Origin of the sequence: Pseudomonas marginalis (assembly GCF_001645105.1) — a bacterium.
Lineage (GTDB): Bacteria > Pseudomonadota > Gammaproteobacteria > Pseudomonadales > Pseudomonadaceae > Aquipseudomonas > Aquipseudomonas petroselini.
Genome location: NZ_LKEG01000053.1, coordinates 187754 through 208127, shown reverse-complemented (window position 1 = coordinate 208127; position 20374 = coordinate 187754). Strand labels below are relative to the sequence as shown.

The following is a 20374-nucleotide window of genomic DNA, read 5'->3' as shown; positions in this document are numbered from 1 at the left end:
AAATAGGCAATCAATCCTCCCTCTCCATCCCCCGCTGCACCACCCACGCCAACGGCAACGTCACCCACAACACCCCCGCCAGCACCATCACCGCGACCGGCACGCCCAATGCGTCCCCCACCCCGCCAAACACCACCGGCGCCAGCGCCCCGCCACCAATCGTGCCGGTGTAGAACACCGCGAACGCCTGCTCCCGCTTACCTGCACCCGCCAGGTCTGGCACCGCGCCGTACAGCACTGACGACGTGCCATTGAGCACCAGGCCCAGCAACGGCAACATCACCATCAGCCCGCTCAGCGGCAAATACACGGCGGCGACGATCAGCAACGCCGTGCTGCTTTCCGTCAACCACACCGTCCTCATCATGCCGATGCGCGCGCCCAGGTAGCCGCAGAATAATTTGCCGAACGCGCCACCAATAAACAGCAGGGTCAGGGCCAGGCCGATACCGGCGGTGCCCGCGCCTTTGGCTTGCAGCAGAAACGGCAGGAACGTGAGAAAACCCATGCGCACGGCGCTGTCGAGGGTGCCGGTGAGGATCAGTGCACGCAGGCCGGTGACAGAGCCGGCTCCGATAGGCGACTTGTTTTTTTGGGTCGCCGCCGAGGCGTCCGGCTGGCGGGGAATCAGCCACCACAACAAGCCCGCCGCAGCCAACCCCAGCAATCCCAGGAACGTGGCACTGGCGCGCCAACTGATGACCGTGAGCAACAAGCCGACCAGACCGGGAACCAGGGTTTTGCCAATGTCACCGGAGAAGTTGTACTGGGCCAAGGCCTGCTTGATTCCGCCACCGTCCTCATAGGCATCGCTGATCATCGAGGACGCCAGTGGGTGTTGGGTACTGGCGCCCAATCCGCCCAACAGCAACGCCAGCAGTAGCATCACCAGTCCAGTGGCTTGCCCCACCATTAGATAAGCCGCCCCCGCGAGGGCGGTTCCGCCCACTAGCATCGGCACACGGCCCCAGCGTTTCGCGGCGCGGCTGGCCATAAGCTGGAACACCGCCATCATTCCTGAATAGGCCCCGCGTAAAAGTCCGACCTGAGCGTAGGACAGCGCGAACTGCGTTTGCCAGATCGGCAGCAACACGTAGATGACGTCGGTAAGGCCATCATGCACGGCATGGGCGCTGCAGCCGGCGATCAGCGTGCGTCGACGGGTTGATGAGGCGGGAGCGGGCACAGCGACAGTGTCGTTCATGGCGTCGGGATCAGTTCAGGTTCAGAGGGCTTCCAGCCGTTCAGGGCGATCAGCAAGGTCAGTATCTGGAAGGTGATAATCAGCGCCACACACCCGGTCCAGCCCCAGCGCTCCCAGATCAACGCCGGGACAATTGCACCGCAACTGCCCCCCAGGTAATAGCACGTGAGGTACACGCCCACGGCACTTGCTTTGTTATCGCGGGCGGTAGCGGCAGTAAAGGCGTTGGCCGCCGCCTGAGCGAGAAACACGCCGGTGGAACTGAGGGCCAGGCCCACCACGATGCACCACAACGAAGGCACCAGCGTCAGCGCTGAGCCGCTGATGCCGAGCAGCGCAGCAACGCTTAGAAGTTCGGCGTGAGGCCGCGACTTGCTGAGGCGACCGGCGATGGGGATCACGATTAGCGCCAGCAGGAACACCATGTAAAGCGTGCCCAACGCCGCAGGTCCGAGATTGAATGGCGATAATCCCAGGTACAAACCTGCGTAGGTAAACGCTGCAACTTGGGAGAACAGCACACAAAATCCTACTGCGTAGGCCGCCAGCAAAGGCTTGCGAAAAACAGCCGAAAATGGGGACTGAACCTTCGCCGAGCGCGCACGACTCACAGGCAACAAGAACTGAATAAACCCGCCCACCATCAGGCTCAACACCGCCAAGCATTCAAAGGCTTCGCGCCAGCCCACGTATTCGGTCATCACCCCCGTGACAAAGCGCCCGGCAAAGCCACCCAACACAGTGCCCGCCACATACAGGCTAGTGACTTCCGTCACCGTGCCGCCACTCCAGCGGTCGCCGATGTACGCCACGCTGGTGGCAAACACCACAGGGATCAACATACCTTCGACAAACCGCCACACCAGCACTTCGGCAAAGCTGTCGGCATAGGCAGTCATCAGCGCCGGCACCGCCAGCAGCAAGGCCGCCATGCTGATCACCGTGCGTTGCTCAAAGCGCCCGGTCAGCCGGCTGACAAACGGCGCAGTCATTGCCACGGCCAACGTTGTCACGGTGATACTCCACCCTGCTGCCTTGGCGCTGATCTGAAACTGCGTGGCAAAGGTCTGGAGAATGCTCTGGGTGGCGTACAGGTTGAGGAACGCCGCGCAGCCACACAGGAACAGGGCAAGGCGGGCACAATGCAGGCGCGGTTTCATGAAACCTCTCGTTTTATTTTGTGAGGTCTTTATAGAATGGCCGGTGGGTCCTGAACCAATACCGATTTCGGACCGATCAATACCCAAGGACCAGGATGCTCGACCTACGCAAGCTGCGTTACTTTCTGACCGTCGCCGAAGAACTGCACTTCGGTCGCGCGGCCATTCGGCTGCACCTGGCGCAGCCGCCGCTGACGCGGCAGATTTCGGCGCTGGAGACCGAGCTGGGCTTCAAGCTGTTTGATCGCACCAGCCGCACCGTCACCCTCACCGCTCAAGGTCGTTCATTCCTGCCCTACGCACGCGGCGTGCTGGAGCAGGTGGAATTGGCGCAAGTGATCGCCGGCAAGCTGGCGGCGGGCACTGCCGGGCAGTTGGCGCTGGGGTATGTCAGCTCGATCGCCCTGTCGGATCTGTTCAGCCAGGCGATCCAGGCGTTTGCCCTGCGGTTTCCCGATGTGCAGTTGACCCTGGTGGAGTGTGCCTCGGGCAACCTGGGCGCGCAGGTCGCGGACGGTCGGCTGGATATCGGGCTGAGTCGCCTGTTACCACAGAGCGAAGAGGTGCAAGCGCTGTCCTTGGGCGAAGAACGCTTGGTGGCCGCCGTGTCCAGTGGCAGTCCGCTGGCCAGTCAGCCGAGCGTCAACCTGGCGCAGCTCAGTGCCTACCCGTTGATTCTGTTTCCAGCGGATTATGGATCGGGGCTCAACCGGTCCATCGAAGAGCTTTACCGACACCACGGCCAACCCATGCGCCCTGGCCCGACCGGGCGGCAGATCACATCGATCATTGCACTGGTGGCGGCCGGTCAAGGTGTGGCATTGGTACCGGCGTGCACGCAGAGTCTGATGAATAAAGGCGTGACGTACAGGCCGCTGGTGGAGGGGGATGCGTGTGCAAAGTTGCTGGCACTGACCCGAACTGAAACAAAAAGTGTGCTGGTGGATGCGTTTCTCGCCGTCATTGCACAGACGCTACATACTCGGTAACGCCTTAGCAAAACCCCGCAATACCTATCTCCGGCGCCATTCTGAGGCGCTCATACACTCCCTTTACCGCCTACCAGAATGCCGGTCATCGACCGCTGGTAGGTAGAGTATTGATAATTCCAAATCAGTGGTTATAGTCACCACCAACACACACCACAAGGAGGTGTTGTGGATAGCCGATATTTGATAGGCCACATCGTTGCGGACGGTTGGTACCTGGCGCGCATAAGAGGCAGTCACCACCACTTCAAGCACCCGACAAAGCCGGGGCTGGTGACGATTCCCCATCCGAAGAAGGACCTGTTGGACAAAACAGCCAAGAGCATTTTGAAACAGGCGCTGCTGAGTTAATCGTCCGTGGAGGACAACAAACATGCTTTACCCGATTGCGATTTCAACCGGCGACAACGATCACGCCTGGGGCGTAGAGGTACCGGATATTCCCGGCTGTTACTCCGCCGGCGACGACCTGGACGACGCCATGGCCATGGCCCGCGAAGCCATTGAAGGCCACTTCGAGATCCTCGCCGAAGACGGTGCACCGATTCCCAGTGCGCAAAAGGTCACTTTACATGCCGCCAACCCTCAATACGCAGGCTGCACCTGGGCCGTAGTGGACATTGATGTCACCAAATACCTGGGCAAGGCGCAGAAGCTCAACATCACGTTACCCTGCTATCTGCTGAACCGCATCGACGACTATGTGCTGCACCACCCGGAAGAAAAAAGCCGTTCGGGGTTTCTGGCGTCAGCGGCGCTGAAAGTGCTTCAGCAGGAACATTGATTAAGCCAATCCCTACAGAGGCTTCATCGCTCGCCTATCAGCATCGCAAGCACCTTACCCAGCCACAGGACACAGCAGAATGCTCCCGTGTGGACAAAAAACGTCGAGGCAGGTTCTTAAAAAAGTCGTGGGGTTAGTGCTGATAATCCCGCTACTGCTTCCACTGACGCCGATCCCTTTTGGCCTGGGACGCGTTGCATCGATAGCGGCCGTTGCCGGGTCCTTCTACGGTGCATGGTACGCAAGGCAACATGCCAGCCGAGGCCTGACAATCGGCGCGGCCATCATTGCTCTACTCAACCTAGGCTCAGCGGTCGCACTGTCAACGCCCTCAGTAATCTGGTTTGTCTTCCTGGTTTCCTGGGTCTATGGGTCAGGCAACTGGATTCACTGGCGTTTTTAGCCCGCGTAGAATTACATCGCAAGAAACGAGTTTTCCCCAAGGCACGCAAGACGGATACTGGCGCCATACAGAGTCACGGATTACGCCCATGCCATACGAATACACGCTCATGCCCTCCCCCGTTGGCCAACTCACCCTGGTGGCGCGCAACGGCAGACTCGGCGCCATCCTGTGGGAAAACGAGCGCGCCAACCGTGTGCGCCTGGGTGAATTGCGCGAGGCCAATGACAGCCCGGTGCTGCTGGAAACCGAGCGCCAGCTGAAGGAATATTTCGCCGGTACCCGCCACCAATTCGAGCTGGAGTTGGATTTCTCGGGCACCGACTTTCAGAAGCAGGTCTGGCAGGCGCTGCTAACGATTCCGTTCGGCGAAACCCGCAGCTACAGCCAGATCGCGCAGCAGATCGGCAAGCCGAAAGCCGTACGTGCGGTAGGTGCCGCCAATGGACGTAACCCGATTTCGATCATCGCGCCGTGCCATCGGGTGATCGGTGCATCAGGCGGGCTGACCGGGTTCGCCGGAGGGTTACAAGCCAAGCAGTATTTGCTGGCACTGGAAGGCACCGGCCAGGCGCAATTGGCTTTTTAAGGTCGCCGACGACAAAAACATTCCACGTTGCTCATCACGCAAAATGTAAAAAGAAATTTCAAAGACGCGCTGCGGTCCACTCTTTCATCACCCCCCTTCCAAAGGAAAAGCGGTCATGAAATTCTCTGCAGTCTCCCAGTCCCTGTCCCGTTGGGCAGGCAGCCCGCGTACGTTCTACGCGGCGATGGCGTTGATACTGGCGTGGAGCCTGAGCGGGCCATATTTCCACTACAACGACACCTGGCAGCTGATCATCAACACCTCAACCACCATCATCACTTTCCTGATGGTGTTCCTGATCCAGAACACGCAGAACCGCGACAACGACATTCTGCATATCAAGATCGATGAACTGCTGCGCGTTTCCAAGGATGCGCAGAATGCGGTGTTGAGCCTGGATGGGCTGGACCGTAAAGAACTGGAGAAACTGCGCAAGGAATACCGCAGCATCGGCGCGACGGGCAACGTCAGTCTCAACAGCAGTTGCGGCGAGCACGTCGACGATGCGGCGCCGATCAAAACCGATTTGAACCAGGCATGAAAAAACGGCGGTTGGAGAAGCTCCAACCGCCGTTTTTCAGTTCAGGTGACAGACTCAACCGTCGCCTTGATGACCCTTGCCGTAAGTCGAGGCCAATGCGCGGGCTTTCTGCAGACGCTCCTCCAACTTAGGCAACGTCTCATCCACCAGGGCCTTTATTTCCGGCACATCCGACGCTGCACCTTCCTTTTTGAACAGGGCGATAGCGTCTTCGTTTTCCTTCACCTGTTGCGCTGTGTAGGCGGCGTCAAAGGAGTCGCCGTCCTTGAGTTCGGGCATCAGGGTTTCGGCTTTATCGACGATCTTCTCGCGCGGCGCCACCGGCAGGTCGAGCTTCTTGGCAATGGCTGCCAAATGCTGGTTGGCCAGGGTGCGCTCGTTGATCACCTCGATGGTGTAGTCCTTGATTTCCTGGGACGAGGTTTTGGCGTGGGCCATGCGACTGGTTTCGATATCAGCCATCCCTTTGGCCGAAGCCTGCTCGATGAATTCAGCAGGTGACTGGGCGAAAGCATTGCTGGCGCCGAGGCCCAGCAGCATCGCGAAACTGGCGGTGCGTAACCGGATAGCCATGCGGCTCATGATGGGTTCCTCCAGGGTAAAAATAAGTGCGGGGGAACACACCCCGCCCTGGATTCGAATTTTATGCGCGGCAAAGGTTTAGAAAAAACTCGCCAGTGCGACGAACGGTCGTCCTCAGTTCAGGTGGGTTTGCTGCCGAACAGGCCTGGCAACGCGTGCGCCAAGGCATTGACGGCGAAACCGATGAACATCACACCGCAGAGCCGGGTGATGAGGATTTCGTGCCGCTGATACACCGTGCGCACCCGCTGGGCGCCGACCACGCCGATCAGGATCGCGTAGGCCAGCACGCCGCCGATGAAGCTCAGGAAGATCAGCGAAGGCAGCATCGACCAGGTCAGCAACTCGGCACGGCTGGACAGCAACGCCGTAAACGTCGCCACAGCCACCGGGTATGCCTTGGGGTTGGTCAGGCCGAACAAAATGCCATGCCAGAACGGATGCCGTGCCGCGCCCTGAGGTGTATCGCCGCTGCGACGCTGAGTGCGAATCGCACGCCAGCCGAGCCAGAACAGGTACAAGCCGCTGAGCACGCCGAGCACATCAAACGCACTGCTGCCCACTTCCCGCGCGCCAACGATGGCGATCAATGCCGTCGAGCACCACACCACATCCCCCAGCAAATGCCCGCACAGGAACCCTGCACCCGCACGCCGGCCACGGGCGGCGCCGATGCCGAACACAGCCAACAAGCCGGGGCCAGGCGTAATACCGTAGATAAAACCTGAAGCAAGGACGGCGAGCAGCAAGGATGGGGTCATGGGCGCGACTCAGACAGAGCGTTATAGAGGTGCTGGGATTCTGCACGTTCCAAGGCTTCGGGTAAAACTTCATTCCGGCATAGGGCTTGGTGCGACACGCTTGCAGCCGCGAGGCCAGGTCACCGACATGAGCTTCGAGTTTGTGGCCATCAGGATCGAGAAAATAGAACGACGCCCCTTCGCTGCGGTTGTCACGCCACTCCTGCACATCACCTGCTCGCAGGCGTGCGACCAACGCGGTGAAATCAGCCGCCGCGACGGTAAACGCATAATGGGTGTAATCGGCCGCTGGCTTGGCGTCGCGCAGTGGATCGAGTGACAGACACAGCCATAGACCCGGCAGCGAGAGGTACGCGCCGGTGTCCCATGTGGCATCCAGCTGAAGTTGCAGCAACTCATGATAGAAGCGGACGCTGCGGTCCAAGTCGGTGACAGCCAGGGTCAGGTGGTTGAAGCCGCAAAGCATGGAAATATCCTTTTCACGTTCAGAACGCGCGCGCCCTCACGAACGGGGCAAATCATGGTGGCGGTGACGATGTAGTATGTTGCACTTGGAACACGCAAGAGGGTTATGCCTCGATGGCCCTACATCGTTCCGTAACGTATCCGAGAGAGACGATTACAAGTCATGCGGATTTTCCATACGCGGCGCCAGCCACCCGCATCCTCGTAGCGGATGTTCAATCACATAAGCCCCCCTGCACCCGCCCAATCAACCACTGCAAACCCGCATCCCCGCCCCGCCTTGCGTGCCATGCCAGCTCAAACGCAAAAGACGGAATATGAAACGGCGGCGGTACGGCCAGCAAGTGCGCGTGATCAATATTCAGCAAGCCACGCGACGACACGGTAAGAATCAGGTCGGTGCCTTGAATCAGCTGCGGCGCCACACCCCAGTGCGGCAGGCTGATCGCCACGTGCCGACGCTGACGAATCGCCGTCAGCGCCCGTTCGATTTCCGGCGTGCCACTGCCGCGCATTTCCAGCAATACATGGGGACGTGACAGGTAGGTGGGTAGATCCAGTGTGCCGCTCGCCGGAAGGCTGTTGCGGTCTACCAGGCAGGTGTAGTGCTCTTCGAACAACGGCGTAGTACGCAATTCGGCAGGCATGTCGGGGAAAACACCGGCAGCCAGGTCGAGGTCGCCATTGAGCACGCCCTCCACCATGCCTTCACGGCTGGCCTGGATAATCTGCAGGTCGATACCCGGCGCTTCACGGCGCAACGTACGCACCAGGTCAGGTAGGAAAATCGCCGCACTGTAGTCAGACATCGCCAGACGAAACCGGCGTTTGGCCGACGCCGGGTCGAAGCGATTGGGCGCCAGCAAGGCCTGTACCTGGGCCAGGGCTTCAGCCAGTGGCGTGGCCAGCTCCAGCGCGCGAGCGGTTGGCACCAGCCTGCCGCCCTGACGCACCAGCAGCGGATCACCGAGCAGATCACGCAAGCGCGCCAGCGCATGACTGACCGCCGGTTGACTGAGGTGCAAACGCTCGGCGGCGCGGGTGACCTGTTGCTCGCTGAGCAAGGCGTCAAGAATCACCAGCAAGTTGAGGTCGATGCGGCGCAGATCATTCATCAGCTGCATGCTCGGCATAAGAACTTGGAATTTAAATTTGCGTGACGAATAGCCTAGAGTCCAGCAAAACCTTTGGGAGATTCAAAAATGACCACGTTGCATTGGTTGGGATTATTGGCACTGGCGGTCGTCGCCGGAGCGGTGGTGCCGTTCCAGAGTGCGATCAACGCCAACCTCGGGCGCGGGCTGGGTCACCCGCTGTGGGCCACGCTGGCGTCATTGCTGGTGAGCATCCTCGTGTTGCTGCCGGTGATGATGGCGCTGCGCTTGCCGTTGCCAAGCCTGGCGTTTATCAGCAAGGCGCCGCTGTGGATGTGGGCGGGCGGCGCGTTTGGCGTGTGCTTTATTTCCCTGGCGTTGATACTGCTGCCCAAACTCGGCGCGTCGGGCTTTATCGCCTTGGCCATGGCCGGGCAGATTCTGGCCTCGCTGGCACTTGATCATTTTGGCCTGTTCGGCCTGGTGGAGCGTCAACTGACAACGCCCCGGATTCTTGGCGCGTTGTTGTTGATCGGGGGCGTAGCGTTGATTCAGTTCAGCGCCACGCCCGCCCGCGCCTTGGCGACCGCTGGCTGATCAGCCCTTATCGAGGGTGCGCAGCTTTTGTGGCAGGCCCCACAACAACAGCGCCGCGGCCAACAGCGCACATACGCCGATCACATAGAGCGCCGGGGTGGTGCTGCCGGTCAGGTCCTTGATCCGCCCTACCATCACCGGGCTGACGATGCCACCGAACTGCCCGAGGGTGTTGATCACCGCAATACCGCCCGCCGCGCCTGCCCCGGCACCGGCCAGCAACTTGGGAGGCAGGGTCCAGAAGGTCGGGATCGAGGCGATGATGCCCGCGCCCAACATGCCCAGGGCAATGATCAGGAAGGTGGTGTGGTCAGCAAAAATGCCCGCACAGAAGAAGCCCACCGCCCCCAGCACGACCAGGCCGCAGACGAACTTGCGCCGCTCGCCGGTGGCATCCGACAGTCGCCCGATCACCACCATACTGATGGCACCGCACACATAAGGAATCGCCGTGAGCAGTCCGATCATCACCGGGCTCTGGGTGCCGGCGCTGCGGATCAGTTGCGGGGCCCAGAAGTTGAGGCCGTAGGACGCCACCTGAATCAGGAAGTAGATAAACCCAAGCATCAGGAACCCAGGGATGCGGATCGCCGACAGCAGCGAGCCTCCATGCGGGTTCGGCTCATGCTTGGCGATACGGCTGGCCAGCAAGGCCTTCTCCGCCGGCGTCAGCCAATGGGCGTCTTCGATACGGTCCTTCAGCAATGTCAGCACCAGAAACCCGAGGCCGATGCACGGCAAGCCACCGAGCAGGAACAGCCAATGCCAGCCGCGCATCTGGAAGACGCCGTCGAGGTGCTCCAGCACCAGGCCGGAGAACGGCGCGCCCACCAGGCCCGCAAATGCCGACGCCAGGAACAGCATCGAGGTGATACGCCCCCGGAAGTGCTGCGGGAACCACAACGTCAGGTAGTACAGCACGCCGGGCGCAAAACCCGCCTCCATCGCACCGATGATGAAGCGCAGGCCATAGAACTGCCATTCGGCGGTGACAAACACCATCGCCGCCGTCGCCAGGCCCCACGACATCATGATGCGCGCAATCCAGCGCCGGGCACCGACCTTGTACAGCATCATGTTGCTCGGCACTTCGAAGATCACATAACCCACCACGAACAACCCCGCGCCCAAGCCATAGGCGGTGTCGCTCAGGCTCAGGTCCGCCTGCAGCTGGAACTTGGCGAAGCTGATATTGATACGGTCAAAAAACGCGAACAGGTAGCACACCATGATCAGCGGCATCAGGCGCCAGGCGACCTTGCTGACCAGGGCTTTTTCGGCATCGATTTCAGCGGCCGGGCGCACGCCGGCCTCCAACGTATTAGTGCTCATGCTTTCTCTCCAGCGGGCTGCTCATTGGCGCCCGATTGTTTTTGTTGTCTGGTGCTGTGTTACAGCGCGGCGATGTAGGCCGGGGGGGCATGCAGGTCGCAATTACGTCCGGCCTTGGCCACCTGGCCGGGCAGTTCGTGGCCCAACAGGGCCGGCAAGCGACGGGACATGTGCAGCAGGTGCGGCAGGTCGATACCGGTGTAAATCCCGACCTCCTCGCACAGGTTGACCAAATCTTCAGTGCAGATGTTGCCCGACGCCCCCGGCGCAAACGGGCAACCGCCCAACCCACCGAGCGCTGCGTCAAAACGACGGGCGCCGGCCTCATAAGCCGCCAGCACGTTGCACAGACCCAGGCCACGAGTGTTGTGGAAATGCAGGGTCAGATCGCGGGCGGACACGCGCTGCAACACGCGCTTGACCAGGCGCTCGACCTGTCGCGGGTTGGCCATGCCGGTGGTGTCGGCCAGGCTGATGCCGGTGATTCCAAGCGCTTGGTACGCCTCGACAATCTGCAGCACGCGGTCTTCATCGATCTTGCCCTCGAACGGGCAACCGAAGGTGGTGGCGATACTGCCGTTGAGCCTTACCGGGTGGTCGGCGGCAAAGCGTGTGATATCGCCAAACGCCGCCAACGACGCCTCGCAGCGCATGCGCATATTGGCCAGGTTGTGGGTCTGGCTGGCGGACATCACCAGGTTCAACTCATCGGCGCGGGACTCGATGGCACGCTGGGCGCCCTTGAGGTTGGGGATCAGCGCCACATAGATCACACCCGGCTTGCGCTCGATGCCCTGGAACACTTGCTCGCCATCGCGCAATGCCGGGATGGCCTTGGGCGAGACGAACGAGCCTGCTTCGATCCGCGAGAAACCGGCCAGGGAAAGCTGGTCGATCAACGCGATCTTGTCCTGCGTTTCGACCCAGGTCGGCTCGATTTGCAGGCCATCGCGCGGGGACACTTCCTGCACGATCAACGGGTCTGAATAGTCTGTGATCATTGCACCACTCCCGAGGTTTTCAGGCGTTGGATATCCGCGCCGGCCAGGCCCAGGCTGCCGAGAATTTCGTCGGTGTGTTGCCCCAGGGACGGACCCTGCCAGTTCACGCCGCCGGGGGTTTCCGAGAGTTTGGGCACGATGCCGGGCATCTTCACCGACACACCGCCCGGCAGCTCGGCATTGAGCAACATGTCACGCGCCTGGTAGTGCGGGTCGCTGACGATATCGGCCACGGAGTAGATACGCCCGGCGGGCACTTCAGCCGCTTCCAGGGCGCTAAGCACCTGCTCGATGGGCAGGCTGCTGGTCCAGTGCGTAATCGCAGCGTCGAGCAACCCGCTCTTGGCGGCGCGGCCATCGTTATGGGCAAACTCGGGGGCTTCGGCCAGGTCGGCGCGACCAATGGTGGTCATCAGGCGCTTGTAGATCGGGTCGCTGTTGCCGGCGATCACCACATAGGCGCCGTCGGCCGTCAGGTAGGTATTGGAGGGCGCAATGCCAGGCAAGGCGCCGCCGCTGCGTTCACGCACATGGCCGAGCATGTCGTATTCCGGCACCAGGCTTTCCATCAGGTTGAACACGCTTTCGGCCAACGACACATCGACAATCTGCCCGTCGCCCTGCCCCGTCTTGACCCGCAGCAGCGACATCAGTGCGCCGATCACGCCGTGCAGCGACGCCAGGGAATCCCCCAGGCTCACGCCGACCCGCGCCGGCGGCGAGTCCGGGTTGCCGGTGGTGTAGCGGATGCCGCCCATCGCCTCGCCGATGGCACCGAAGCCGGGGCGGTCGCGATACGGGCCGGTCTGACCGTAGCCCGAGATGCGCACCAGCGTCAGCTTGGGGTTGAGGGCGTGCAACACGTCCCAGCCGAGGCCGAGTTTTTCCAGGCCGCCGGGGCGCAGGTTTTCGATCAGTACGTCGGCGTCACCGAGCAATTGCTTGATCAGGTCCAGGCCTTCCGGCGACTTGAGGTCCAGCGCCAAGGACTTCTTGTTACGCGATTGCAGGTACCACCACAGTGACGTGCCTTCGTGCAGCTTTCGCCATTTGCGAAGTGGGTCGCCCTGCCCCATGGCTTCGATCTTGATCACCTCGGCGCCAAACTCGGCCATCAGCCGGGCGGCGAACGGCGCGGCAATCAGGGTGCCGATCTCGATCACCTTGATACCGCTCAGGGGAGCCGTCATGGGGTGTACCTCTTGTTTTTGGAATGTGCTGCCAAGACTAGAGGGGCGGCGCAGGAGAAATCCAACCGTCAGTTGGCAAGGAGCGTTCGCTAAACGCGAACACTCAAATAATCGAACAGTAACCGGCTCACGGGTGACAACTGCGCCTCGTCGCGCACCACCAGAATCAGGCTGCGATCCGACCAGTCATCCGTCAGCGGCACGGCATGCAAACCCAGTGCGCGGCCGAACAACTCATAGGCCTTCTGCGGCAGGACACCGATGCCCATATTCGCCTGGACCATCCGGCACATCGCATCAAACCCGGGCACATGAATGCGCAGGCGCAGCATCTTGCCCGCTTCGCGCGCAGCGGCGTGGGTGCGCATATTGATGGAACTGGCGGCGTGCAGGCCGACGTAATCGCTGTCGAGGGTTTCGGCGAAGGCCAGGCTTTCGCGGGCGGCCAACGAATGATCCTTCGGCATCAACACCACCAGTTTGTCGTGGCGATAAGTCACGCTGGGCAGGCCTTTGGTGTCGGTGTCGCTGGAGCAGATCCCCAGGTCCGCCACGCCATCCAGCACGCCTTGCACAACACCATTGCTGGGACGCTCTTCGAGGTCGGTTTTCACTTCGGGGTGCGATTCAGAAAAGCCCCGTAGGTCTTCCGGAAGGAACTGAATGATCGCCGACAGATTGGCCAGCATCCGCACATAACCGCGCACGCCGTGACTATGCTCGCCCAGTTCCAGGCCCATCTTCTCGACGTTGAACAGCATCTGTCGCGCATGGTGCAACAGGGTTTCGCCAGCCGCCGTCAAGTCCATGCCATTGGCACGCCGCACGAACAGACTGACGCCCAGCACCTGCTCCAACTCCATTAAGCGCTTGCTGGCAGCCGACACGGCAATGGCTTCACGGTTGGCGGCACGGGTCAGCGTGCCTTCCTCAAACACCGCAACGAACAGCTGCAATGTGATCAGGTCCAGCCGACGTACCAGGCTCTTGTGCAGCATCAGCGACGCTCGCTGGCCAGCCGATTGATCTCGGCCTGTTCCACCACCGGCTGCGGCGCGCCATGACTGGCCGCCTGCAACATGGCCCGCCCCACCGTCTCGGTACTCACCACCCAACCCGGTTTCAGCCGACGCGCCAACGACAGCAACGGCCCGAGCACGGAATAGAACGACTGGTACAACGGCGTCTTCGACCGCACGCCATGCAACGGCTGGATCACCCCCGGCCGAAACAGATACACCGCCTTGAACGGCAGGCGCAGCAAGGCGTTCTCGGTCTTGCCCTTGACCCGCGCCCACATCGACTTGCCCGCCTCGGAACTGTCGGTCCCGGCGCCGGACACGTAGATAAAGGTCATCTGCGGATTGAGCCGCGCCAGCGTGCTGGCGGCGACCAGTGTCAGGTCATAGGTGAGGTGGATGTATTTGGTTTCATTCATCCCCGCCGATGAGACACCGAGGCAGAAGAAGCACGCATCAAACCCTTGCAACAGGTTCTCCAGGGGCTGGAAATCCAGCATGTCACCGTGCAACACCTGGTGCAGCTTGCCGTGCTCCTGGGTCAAGGCCGTGCGGCCGACGGCGACGACTTCCTGAACGTCAGCGGCCAACAGGCACTCGCGCAGGACACCCTGGCCGACCATGCCGGTGGCGCCGAATAACAGAACTCTCATGGGTTGGTTCCTTGGTTACAAACGATTAGCCGCACGTTAGAGACAAACACACTATCAGCTTGTAGTTTACCGCTGAAAAAGGAAAAGCCTGCCCTTGAACAATACCACCACCCTCGCCCTGGCCTGCTGCGCCGCCTTCCTCGCCCAAGTCGGCATCAGCAGCTACCTGCCCGCCGTCCCCGCCATCGCCCGCGCCCTCTCGGCGGCTGAAGACCACGTCGCGCTAGCCCTGGCGATCTACCTGGTCGGCATGGCGTTGCCGATGTTGCTGTGGGGCAGCCTGGGCGAGCGTTTTGGGCGTAAGCCTGTGCTGTTGGCGGCGCTTGCCGTGTACGCGTTGGCGAGTGCGGCGATCCCCTCGGCATTCAACGTTGAAGCCTTCCTGTCATTGCGGCTGATTCAAGGGTTGGGCGCGGGCGGTGTTTCGGTGATGGCGCGGGTGTTGGTGCGTGACAGCTTCAGCGGTGCATTGCTGGCAAAAGGGTTGTCGTGGCTGGGCATGACGTTCGTGATCGCTTTGGGCATCGGTCAATTCGTTGGGTCGTTGTTGCAGGTGATCTTCGGCTGGGAGGCGATCTTCTACGGGTTGGCGATTGGCGCGGTCATGTTGATGCTGGTGTTGCAGCGAGTGATGTTCCCGGCACGGGTGAAAGCCGACGCTTGTGCATCCGCCTGGCGCATTTACGCCACGATCGTGCGGCATCCGCCGTTTCTGCATGCAGCCTTGGCCGGTGGCCTGGGTTATGGGGTGATCATCGCCTTCAACACCTGCGCACCGTTGATTCTGCAAGGGCGTTTCGAGTGGAGCGCGGCGCAATATGGCTGGCTGGGTTGGCCAATCAGCGCGGCGTATCTGGCGGGGGCATTGATGGTCAACCGCTTCGTGGCTCGCACGGGGCGGCTGAAGATGATGGGCTGGGGCGTGGCCCTGGTGCTGACGGGGACGGCCGTGATGCTGCTGGGCAGTGTGTTTGCTGGCGGGCTCGCCATCCTGCTGTGGCTACCGTATTGCGTGGCCGTGCTGGGGCAGTCGATGAGTTACCCGATCAGTTTATCCGTGGCCAACGATGAATCGCCGGTGAACGGCTCCTATGCCATGGCCTTGAGCGGCTTTATGCATCAGTTGATGGCCGCATTGATCGGCGGCATGGCGAGCCTGCTGGTGAGTCCGCAGGCGTGGCCGTTAGCAGCTTTATGTGTGGCGTTGGCAGGCGCCGCATCAATGTGCGTCGCCCGCTGCCGGTCGGATCAAAACGCGCTGCGAAAGATCTCCTCGATCTGACGCTGATCCGCCCGCCGTGGGTTGGTCAGGCCACACGCATCTTTGAGCGCATTGGTCGCCAGCAAGGGAATGTCCTGCAACTTGGCGCCCAGCTCCCGCAATCCGGCGGGAATTTCAACGTCATGGGCCAGGCTGCGAATGGCGGCGATGGCGGCTTGGGCGCCCTCTTCGTCGGTGACGCCCTTGATGTCGGCACCCAACGCAAGGCCCACGTCGCTCAGGCGTTTGGCGCTGACGCTGGCGTTGAAGCTTTGCACATGGGGCAGCAACACCGCGTTGCACACGCCGTGCGGCAGGTCGTAGAAACCGCCCAACTGGTGGGCCATGGCGTGCACGAAACCCAGCGACGCATTGTTGAAGGCCATGCCGGCAAGGAACTGCGCATACGCCATGTTTTCCCGCGCGACCTTGTCGCTGCCGTCGCGTACCGCGAGGCGCAGGTTGGCGCTGATCAGTTCAATGGCCTTGATGGCGCAGGCGTCGGTGATCGGTGTGGCGGCGGTGGACACGTAGGCTTCGATGGCATGGGTCAGTGCATCCATGCCGGTGGCGGCGGTGAGGCCCTTGGGCATGCCGACCATCAAGCTTGGGTCGTTGACCGACAGCAACGGCGTGACGTTGCGGTCGACGATGGCCATTTTCACGTGGCGGGTTTCGTCGGTGATGATGCAGAAGCGGGTCATCTCACTGGCGGTGCCGGCGGTGGTGTTGATGGCCACCAGTGGCAGCTGTGGCTTGCTGGACAGGTCGACGCCTTCGTAGTCGCCGATATGCCCGCCGTTGGTAGCGCACAGGGCGATGCCCTTGGCGCAGTCATGGGGCGAGCCGCCGCCCAGGGAGACCACAAAATCGCACTCGCTCTGTTGCAACAACGCCAGGCCTTTTTCGACGTTGTCCACATTGGGGTTGGGCTTGGCGCCGTCATAGATCACCGAGTCGATGTCCTGCATCGCCAGTTTCTCGGCGATCATGCTGGCCACACCGGCCTTGGCCAGGCCCGCGTCGGTGACGATCAACGCTTTGCGAAAGCCATAGTTGCGGATGGCGATCATGGCTTCGTCGAGGCAGTCGGTGCCCATGATGTTAACGGCGGGGATGAAGAAGGTGCTGCTCATGGCGAATCCTCGGATGACGTTTATGCCTACAGCATCCACCTCACTTGCCTGCGGCATCTTGATCAGGATCAACGCCAACCCGTGATAAAGTCACCGTCCAGCCGATTTCGAGTAGACCCGCCGCAATGAAGGATTTCCAGGATATTGACGCCCACCTTGAAGACTGGAGCGCACTGCGCGCGACCCTCGACTTCAGCGGGATTCTGATCGGCAACGGCGCAAGCCGCACGATTTGGGAAGACTTCGCCTACGACTCGCTGTTCGAAAACGCCCGCACCGTCGAAGAGAAACCCCTGAGCCAATCCGAACTCAGCGTGTTCGACGCCCTGCAGACCCGCAGTTTCGAGCAGGCCCTGGGCGCGTTGAAGACCACCAGCCGGGTCAACAAGGCTTTAGCAGTCAGCTCGGCAGCACCGCGCAATCGCTACTACGCGATCAAGGAAGCGTTGATCAACACTATCCACACCGTGCATATCCCATGGCGCCTGGTGCAACCGTCGACGCTGGCGACGATCAACAGCGAGCTGGCGAACTACCCCACGGTGTTTACCACCAATTACGACCTGCTGAACTACTGGGCGATCCTGCATGCCCCCGGCATCGACGACTTATTCCGCAGCGCCGACGCCAGCTTCGATCTGCGCAATACCCGTACCGACACCACGCGCATTTTGTACTTGCACGGGGGCCTGCACCTGGTGCGCAACCTGGATGGCACCGCGCGCAAATTGCCGACCACCGACAGTACCTTGCTCAGTAGTTTTGCGATCAATAACACCCTCAAGACCCTGGATGACGTGCCGCTGTTTGTCAGCGAGGGCAAGGTGGAAGAGAAGCTCAAGACCATCCGCAGTTCGGATTACCTGTCGTTCTGTTATGAGCAGTTGCTGAGTCATGAAGGTGCGCTGTGCGTCTTCGGCCATGATTTGGGGGCGCAGGACAAGCATCTGGTGGACGCGATTCGCCAGGCCAACGTGACGACGCTGGCGATCTCGGTGTCGGGGCGCAGTGACGGGTTTATTCGACAGCAGAAGCGGCGGTATTCGGAGTTGTTTGATGGCTCTGGGGTGGAGCTGAAATTTTTTGCGGGGCGGACGCATCCATTGGGCAATCCAGCACTGTCAGTCCCCGTCGAACGCTGATCAACAGTGTGGGAGCGGGCTTGCTCGCTCCCACATTGGACTGCATTTCAACCCGGCATCGTGGTCAGTCTTCGGTACTGTGCACCACGACCAGCAACTGCGCCTGCACCGGCCCCACCGAGCGCAACCGATGAGGCTTCTGCGCATTGAAGTGCAGCGCGTCGCCACGCTCGAGGATCACCCGTTCGCTCATGAAATCCACCTCCACCTGGCCTTCATGCACGAACAGAAACTCTTCCCCCACGTGCTCCTTGAAGGTCTTGTCGGTGAACTCCGCCGGCGGGTAGATGATAAACGGCAGCAGGCTGCGCTCGCTGACCTGATGGGCCAGCACGGCGTAACCCGGTGAGGTGTCCGGACGCTCATGGCTGCGCACCAGGCTGTAGCTGTCGAGGCTCACGCTGTCTTCGCTGAACAGCTCTTCGACCTTCACGTTCAACGCCTTGGCCAGTTTCAACGCGGCGGCAATCGACGGCGTGTTGAGCCCGCGCTCTACCTTGGACAGGTAGCTCTTGGTCATGCCGGACTTTTCAGCCAGCGTTTCCAAGGTCACGCCAAGTTTTTTTCTCAATAATTTCAAACGGATAGACATGCGCTGCGATTAATCCATGCAGTAAGCGATGAGCTGTGCTTGCCAATGACACAATGTGTCATATAGCATCTTTAGTGTCATCTGCGTTCACCCAACGACCTTGCGAGCAGCGGGAGACAGCAAACCAAGACGTCCATTGAACCCCCCAAAGGACACCGATATGGCCAAGACATTAGCACTCCCGAAAGACCAGCTGGTCAAGCAAGCGCTGATCCAGATGCAAAACACCCTCGCGGATAATACGTGGACCGACCGGCAAAAGCTGGCGCTGACGTGTCGCATCCTGTTCGAGAACGGCCACGACTCCGGCTTGGCCGGGCAGATCACCGCGCGCGGGCCGCAACCGGGCACCTATTACACTCAGCCACTGGGTTTGGGGTTTGATGAGATCACCGCCAGCAACCTGCTGTTGGTGAATGAAGACCTTGAAGTCCTGGAGGGCCATGGCATCCCCAACCCGGCCAACCGTTTCCACAGTTGGGTGTACCGTGGCCGGCCGGATGTGAAGTGCATCATCCACACGCACCCCACACACATCGCCGCGCTGTCGATGCTGGAAGTACCGCTGCAGGTGTCGCACATGGACCTCTGCCCGCTCTATGAAGACTGCGCATTTCTGGAGGCCTGGCCGGGTGTACCGGTGGGCAATGAAGAAGGCGAAATCATCACCACGGCACTGGGTGACAAGCGCGCGATCCTGCTCTCGCACCACGGCCAGTTGTCCACCGGGACGAGCATCGAGGAAGCCTGCGTGATCGCGCAATTGATCGAGCGCGCAGCCAAGTTGCAGTTGCTGGCGATGGCGGCCGGCACCATCAAGCCGATCCTGCCGGAGCTGGGGCGCGAGGCCCATGACTGGATCTCCCGGCCCAAGCGCCATGGCGCCGCATTCAATTACTACGCCCGGCAGAACCTGCGCCAACACGCCGATTGCCTGAACTGATTGCCTTTTTTTACCCGGAGACCGTCCATGTCCAGCCCCACCCTTCACGGCATCATCGGCTACACCATCACGCCGTTCAGCGCCGACGGCCAGCACATTGACCTCAACGCCCTGGGCCGTTCCATCGATCGCCTGATCGCCAGCGGCGTACACGCTATCGCCCCCTTGGGCAGCACCGGCGAGGGTGCCTATTTGAGCGACGCCGAGTGGGATGAAGTCAGCGCCTACAGCCTGGCGAAAATCGCTCGGCGCGTACCGACCATCGTCAGCGTCTCGGACCTGACCACCGCCAAAGCCGTGCGTCGCGCCCGCTACGCCGAAGCCAATGGCGCCGATGTGGTGATGGTGCTGCCGGCGTCGTACTGGAAACTCAGCGAAGCGGAAATCCTCGCCCACTACGCCGCGATTGGCGACAGCATTGGCGTGCCGATCATGCTCTACAACAACCCGGCCACCAGTGGCACCGACATGTCGGTGGACTTGATCCTGCGCATCGTCAAGCAGGTCGCCAACGTGAGCATGGTCAAGGAAAGCACCGGGGATATTCAGCGCATGCACCAATTGCATCGCCAGAGCGATGTACCGTTCTACAACGGTTGCAACCCGCTGGCGCTGGAGGCCTTCGCAGCAGGTGCCAAGGGCTGGTGCACGGCCGCGCCGAACCTGATCCCGCAGATGAATCTGGATTTGTATGCGGCAGTGTTGGCCAATGACCTGGGCAAGGCGCGCGAACTGTTTTATGCGCAGTTGCCCTTGCTGGAGTTCATCCTCAAGGGCGGGTTGCCAGCGACGATCAAGGCCGGGCTGCGCTTGACCGGGTTGGAGGTGGGTGACCCACGTTTGCCGGTGTTCCCATTGGGCGAGGCCGGAGTCGAACAGCTGAAAACCTTGCTGCGCTAAAGCCGCGAGCCAATGTGGGAGGGAGCAAGCCCCCCC

22 protein-coding genes and 2 pseudogenes are annotated in these 20374 nt (G+C 61.1%); 11 read left to right on the top strand and 13 right to left on the bottom strand.

Translation table 11 applies throughout. The features are described 5' to 3' along the window. Positions 1-10: 10 nt before the first annotated feature. A complete protein-coding gene (locus AO064_RS25825; RefSeq protein WP_064055040.1) occupies positions 11-1204 on the bottom strand; it encodes an MFS transporter in 1194 nt (397 codons plus the stop codon). Then, positions 1201-2364, bottom strand: coding sequence for an MFS transporter (locus AO064_RS25820; RefSeq protein ID WP_064055039.1), 1164 nt, complete (start codon positions 2362-2364; stop codon positions 1201-1203). The genes AO064_RS25825 and AO064_RS25820 overlap by 4 nt, the downstream gene beginning before the upstream one ends. A gap of 95 nt (positions 2365-2459) precedes the next feature. Here AO064_RS25820 and AO064_RS25815 point away from each other — a divergent pair, with 95 nt between their 5' ends. From AO064_RS25815 to AO064_RS25790, 5 genes are all read left to right on the top strand, one after another. Further along, entirely contained in the window at positions 2460-3353 is an 894-nt protein-coding gene (locus tag AO064_RS25815; RefSeq protein ID WP_064055038.1) for a LysR family transcriptional regulator, read from the top strand. Between the two features lie 168 nt (positions 3354-3521). Further along, positions 3522-3704 carry a type II toxin-antitoxin system HicA family toxin gene (locus tag AO064_RS25810; RefSeq protein ID WP_012722731.1) on the top strand — a complete coding sequence of 61 codons (183 nt, stop codon included), beginning with the start codon at positions 3522-3524 and terminating at the stop codon, positions 3702-3704. 22 nt (positions 3705-3726) lie between these two features. After that, complete coding sequence (locus AO064_RS25805) at positions 3727-4137, top strand: type II toxin-antitoxin system HicB family antitoxin (RefSeq protein ID WP_064055037.1); 411 nt, start codon at positions 3727-3729, stop codon at positions 4135-4137. Positions 4138-4628: 491 nt separating this feature from the next. Further along, positions 4629-5129, top strand: a complete 501-nt coding sequence (locus AO064_RS25795; protein WP_046034510.1) for a methylated-DNA--[protein]-cysteine S-methyltransferase — start codon at positions 4629-4631, stop codon at positions 5127-5129. A gap of 115 nt (positions 5130-5244) precedes the next feature. Then, positions 5245-5670, top strand: coding sequence for a low affinity iron permease family protein (locus AO064_RS25790; RefSeq protein WP_046034509.1), 426 nt, complete (start codon positions 5245-5247; stop codon positions 5668-5670). A gap of 54 nt (positions 5671-5724) precedes the next feature. Here the strand turns inward: AO064_RS25790 and AO064_RS25785 are convergent, their stop codons facing one another. From AO064_RS25785 to fos, 3 genes and pseudogenes are all read right to left on the bottom strand, one after another. Continuing rightward, positions 5725-6252: a DUF4142 domain-containing protein gene (locus tag AO064_RS25785; protein ID WP_005785958.1), complete on the bottom strand. Its 528-nt coding sequence runs from the start codon at positions 6250-6252 to the stop codon at positions 5725-5727. A gap of 119 nt (positions 6253-6371) precedes the next feature. Next, positions 6372-7013: a LysE family translocator gene (locus tag AO064_RS25780; protein WP_064055035.1), complete on the bottom strand. Its 642-nt coding sequence runs from the start codon at positions 7011-7013 to the stop codon at positions 6372-6374. A 64-nt stretch (positions 7014-7077) separates the two neighbouring features. After that, positions 7078-7479 (bottom strand): annotated as a pseudogene (gene fos, locus AO064_RS25775) (fosfomycin resistance glutathione transferase); the annotation flags it as partial. An 87-nt stretch (positions 7480-7566) separates the two neighbouring features. Between fos and AO064_RS31595 the strand changes: the two are divergent. Then, positions 7567-7686 (top strand): annotated as a pseudogene (locus tag AO064_RS31595) (type II toxin-antitoxin system RelE/ParE family toxin); the annotation flags it as partial. Positions 7687-7693: 7 nt separating this feature from the next. Here the strand turns inward: AO064_RS31595 and AO064_RS25770 are convergent. Next, a complete protein-coding gene (locus AO064_RS25770; protein ID WP_425262150.1) occupies positions 7694-8602 on the bottom strand; it encodes a LysR family transcriptional regulator in 909 nt (302 codons plus the stop codon). 78 nt (positions 8603-8680) lie between these two features. Between AO064_RS25770 and AO064_RS25765 the strand changes: the two genes are divergently transcribed. Next, the gene (locus AO064_RS25765) at positions 8681-9169 is read left to right on the top strand and encodes a DMT family transporter (RefSeq protein WP_064055033.1); all 489 of its coding nucleotides are present in this window, start codon (positions 8681-8683) and stop codon (positions 9167-9169) included. Here the strand turns inward: AO064_RS25765 and AO064_RS25760 are convergent, their stop codons facing one another. The 5 genes from AO064_RS25760 to AO064_RS25740 all read right to left on the bottom strand — a co-directional run bounded on the left by AO064_RS25760 (position 9170) and on the right by AO064_RS25740 (position 14364). Next, positions 9170-10501, bottom strand: coding sequence for an MFS transporter (locus AO064_RS25760; RefSeq protein ID WP_012722721.1), 1332 nt, complete (start codon positions 10499-10501; stop codon positions 9170-9172). A gap of 59 nt (positions 10502-10560) precedes the next feature. Then, complete coding sequence (locus tag AO064_RS25755) at positions 10561-11502, bottom strand: hydroxymethylglutaryl-CoA lyase (protein WP_012722720.1); 942 nt, start codon at positions 11500-11502, stop codon at positions 10561-10563. Next, on the bottom strand, positions 11499-12692 hold the full coding sequence (locus AO064_RS25750; RefSeq protein ID WP_012722719.1) for a CaiB/BaiF CoA transferase family protein: 1194 nt from the start codon (positions 12690-12692) through the stop codon (positions 11499-11501). The genes AO064_RS25755 and AO064_RS25750 overlap by 4 nt, the downstream gene beginning before the upstream one ends. Positions 12693-12781: 89 nt before the next feature. Then, positions 12782-13690 (bottom strand): LysR family transcriptional regulator, encoded by a 909-nt coding sequence (locus tag AO064_RS25745; RefSeq protein ID WP_064055032.1) that lies wholly within the window; start codon positions 13688-13690, stop codon positions 12782-12784. Further along, positions 13690-14364: an NAD(P)H-binding protein gene (locus AO064_RS25740; protein WP_064055031.1), complete on the bottom strand. Its 675-nt coding sequence runs from the start codon at positions 14362-14364 to the stop codon at positions 13690-13692. The genes AO064_RS25745 and AO064_RS25740 overlap by 1 nt, the downstream gene beginning before the upstream one ends. A gap of 94 nt (positions 14365-14458) precedes the next feature. Between AO064_RS25740 and AO064_RS25735 the strand changes: the two genes are divergently transcribed. Further along, a complete protein-coding gene (locus AO064_RS25735; RefSeq protein ID WP_064055030.1) occupies positions 14459-15646 on the top strand; it encodes an MFS transporter in 1188 nt (395 codons plus the stop codon). Here the strand turns inward: AO064_RS25735 and yiaY are convergent. After that, positions 15613-16761 carry an L-threonine dehydrogenase gene (yiaY, locus tag AO064_RS25730; protein WP_064055029.1) on the bottom strand — a complete coding sequence of 383 codons (1149 nt, stop codon included), beginning with the start codon at positions 16759-16761 and terminating at the stop codon, positions 15613-15615. The two genes, AO064_RS25735 and yiaY, sit on opposite strands and share 34 nt — an antisense overlap. Before the next feature lie 125 nt (positions 16762-16886). On the opposite strand from yiaY, the gene AO064_RS25725 reads away from it, so the two are divergent. Next, positions 16887-17903, top strand: a complete 1017-nt coding sequence (locus AO064_RS25725; protein ID WP_064055028.1) for a DUF4917 family protein — start codon at positions 16887-16889, stop codon at positions 17901-17903. Between the two features lie 64 nt (positions 17904-17967). Here AO064_RS25725 and AO064_RS25720 read toward each other — a convergent pair whose 3' ends face one another. Continuing rightward, the gene (locus AO064_RS25720) at positions 17968-18495 is read right to left on the bottom strand and encodes a helix-turn-helix domain-containing protein (RefSeq protein WP_064055027.1); all 528 of its coding nucleotides are present in this window, start codon (positions 18493-18495) and stop codon (positions 17968-17970) included. Positions 18496-18655: 160 nt separating this feature from the next. Between AO064_RS25720 and AO064_RS25715 the strand changes: the two genes are divergently transcribed. Together AO064_RS25715 and AO064_RS25710 are read left to right on the top strand one after the other, a co-directional pair. After that, positions 18656-19438: an aldolase gene (locus AO064_RS25715; RefSeq protein ID WP_046034501.1), complete on the top strand. Its 783-nt coding sequence runs from the start codon at positions 18656-18658 to the stop codon at positions 19436-19438. A 27-nt stretch (positions 19439-19465) separates the two neighbouring features. After that, the gene (locus AO064_RS25710; protein WP_064055026.1) at positions 19466-20338 is read left to right on the top strand and encodes a dihydrodipicolinate synthase family protein; all 873 of its coding nucleotides are present in this window, start codon (positions 19466-19468) and stop codon (positions 20336-20338) included. Positions 20339-20374: the final 36 nt, after the last annotated feature.

Coding starts and splice junctions, on each gene's coding strand:
- AO064_RS25825 (WP_064055040.1), bottom strand. CDS start 1,204: ATGAACGACACTGTCGCTGTGCCCGCTCCCGCCTCATCAACCCGTCGA.
- AO064_RS25820 (WP_064055039.1), bottom strand. CDS start 2,364: ATGAAACCGCGCCTGCATTGTGCCCGCCTTGCCCTGTTCCTGTGTGGC.
- AO064_RS25815 (WP_064055038.1), top strand. CDS start 2,460: ATGCTCGACCTACGCAAGCTGCGTTACTTTCTGACCGTCGCCGAAGAA.
- AO064_RS25805 (WP_064055037.1), top strand. CDS start 3,727: ATGCTTTACCCGATTGCGATTTCAACCGGCGACAACGATCACGCCTGG.
- AO064_RS25795 (WP_046034510.1), top strand. CDS start 4,629: ATGCCATACGAATACACGCTCATGCCCTCCCCCGTTGGCCAACTCACC.
- AO064_RS25790 (WP_046034509.1), top strand. CDS start 5,245: ATGAAATTCTCTGCAGTCTCCCAGTCCCTGTCCCGTTGGGCAGGCAGC.
- AO064_RS25785 (WP_005785958.1), bottom strand. CDS start 6,252: ATGAGCCGCATGGCTATCCGGTTACGCACCGCCAGTTTCGCGATGCTG.
- AO064_RS25780 (WP_064055035.1), bottom strand. CDS start 7,013: ATGACCCCATCCTTGCTGCTCGCCGTCCTTGCTTCAGGTTTTATCTAC.
- AO064_RS25770 (WP_425262150.1), bottom strand. CDS start 8,602: ATGCAGCTGATGAATGATCTGCGCCGCATCGACCTCAACTTGCTGGTG.
- AO064_RS25765 (WP_064055033.1), top strand. CDS start 8,681: ATGACCACGTTGCATTGGTTGGGATTATTGGCACTGGCGGTCGTCGCC.
- AO064_RS25760 (WP_012722721.1), bottom strand. CDS start 10,501: ATGAGCACTAATACGTTGGAGGCCGGCGTGCGCCCGGCCGCTGAAATC.
- AO064_RS25755 (WP_012722720.1), bottom strand. CDS start 11,502: ATGATCACAGACTATTCAGACCCGTTGATCGTGCAGGAAGTGTCCCCG.
- AO064_RS25750 (WP_012722719.1), bottom strand. CDS start 12,692: ATGACGGCTCCCCTGAGCGGTATCAAGGTGATCGAGATCGGCACCCTG.
- AO064_RS25745 (WP_064055032.1), bottom strand. CDS start 13,690: ATGCTGCACAAGAGCCTGGTACGTCGGCTGGACCTGATCACATTGCAG.
- AO064_RS25740 (WP_064055031.1), bottom strand. CDS start 14,364: ATGAGAGTTCTGTTATTCGGCGCCACCGGCATGGTCGGCCAGGGTGTC.
- yiaY (WP_064055029.1), bottom strand. CDS start 16,761: ATGAGCAGCACCTTCTTCATCCCCGCCGTTAACATCATGGGCACCGAC.
- AO064_RS25725 (WP_064055028.1), top strand. CDS start 16,887: ATGAAGGATTTCCAGGATATTGACGCCCACCTTGAAGACTGGAGCGCA.
- AO064_RS25720 (WP_064055027.1), bottom strand. CDS start 18,495: ATGTCTATCCGTTTGAAATTATTGAGAAAAAAACTTGGCGTGACCTTG.
- AO064_RS25715 (WP_046034501.1), top strand. CDS start 18,656: ATGGCCAAGACATTAGCACTCCCGAAAGACCAGCTGGTCAAGCAAGCG.
- AO064_RS25710 (WP_064055026.1), top strand. CDS start 19,466: ATGTCCAGCCCCACCCTTCACGGCATCATCGGCTACACCATCACGCCG.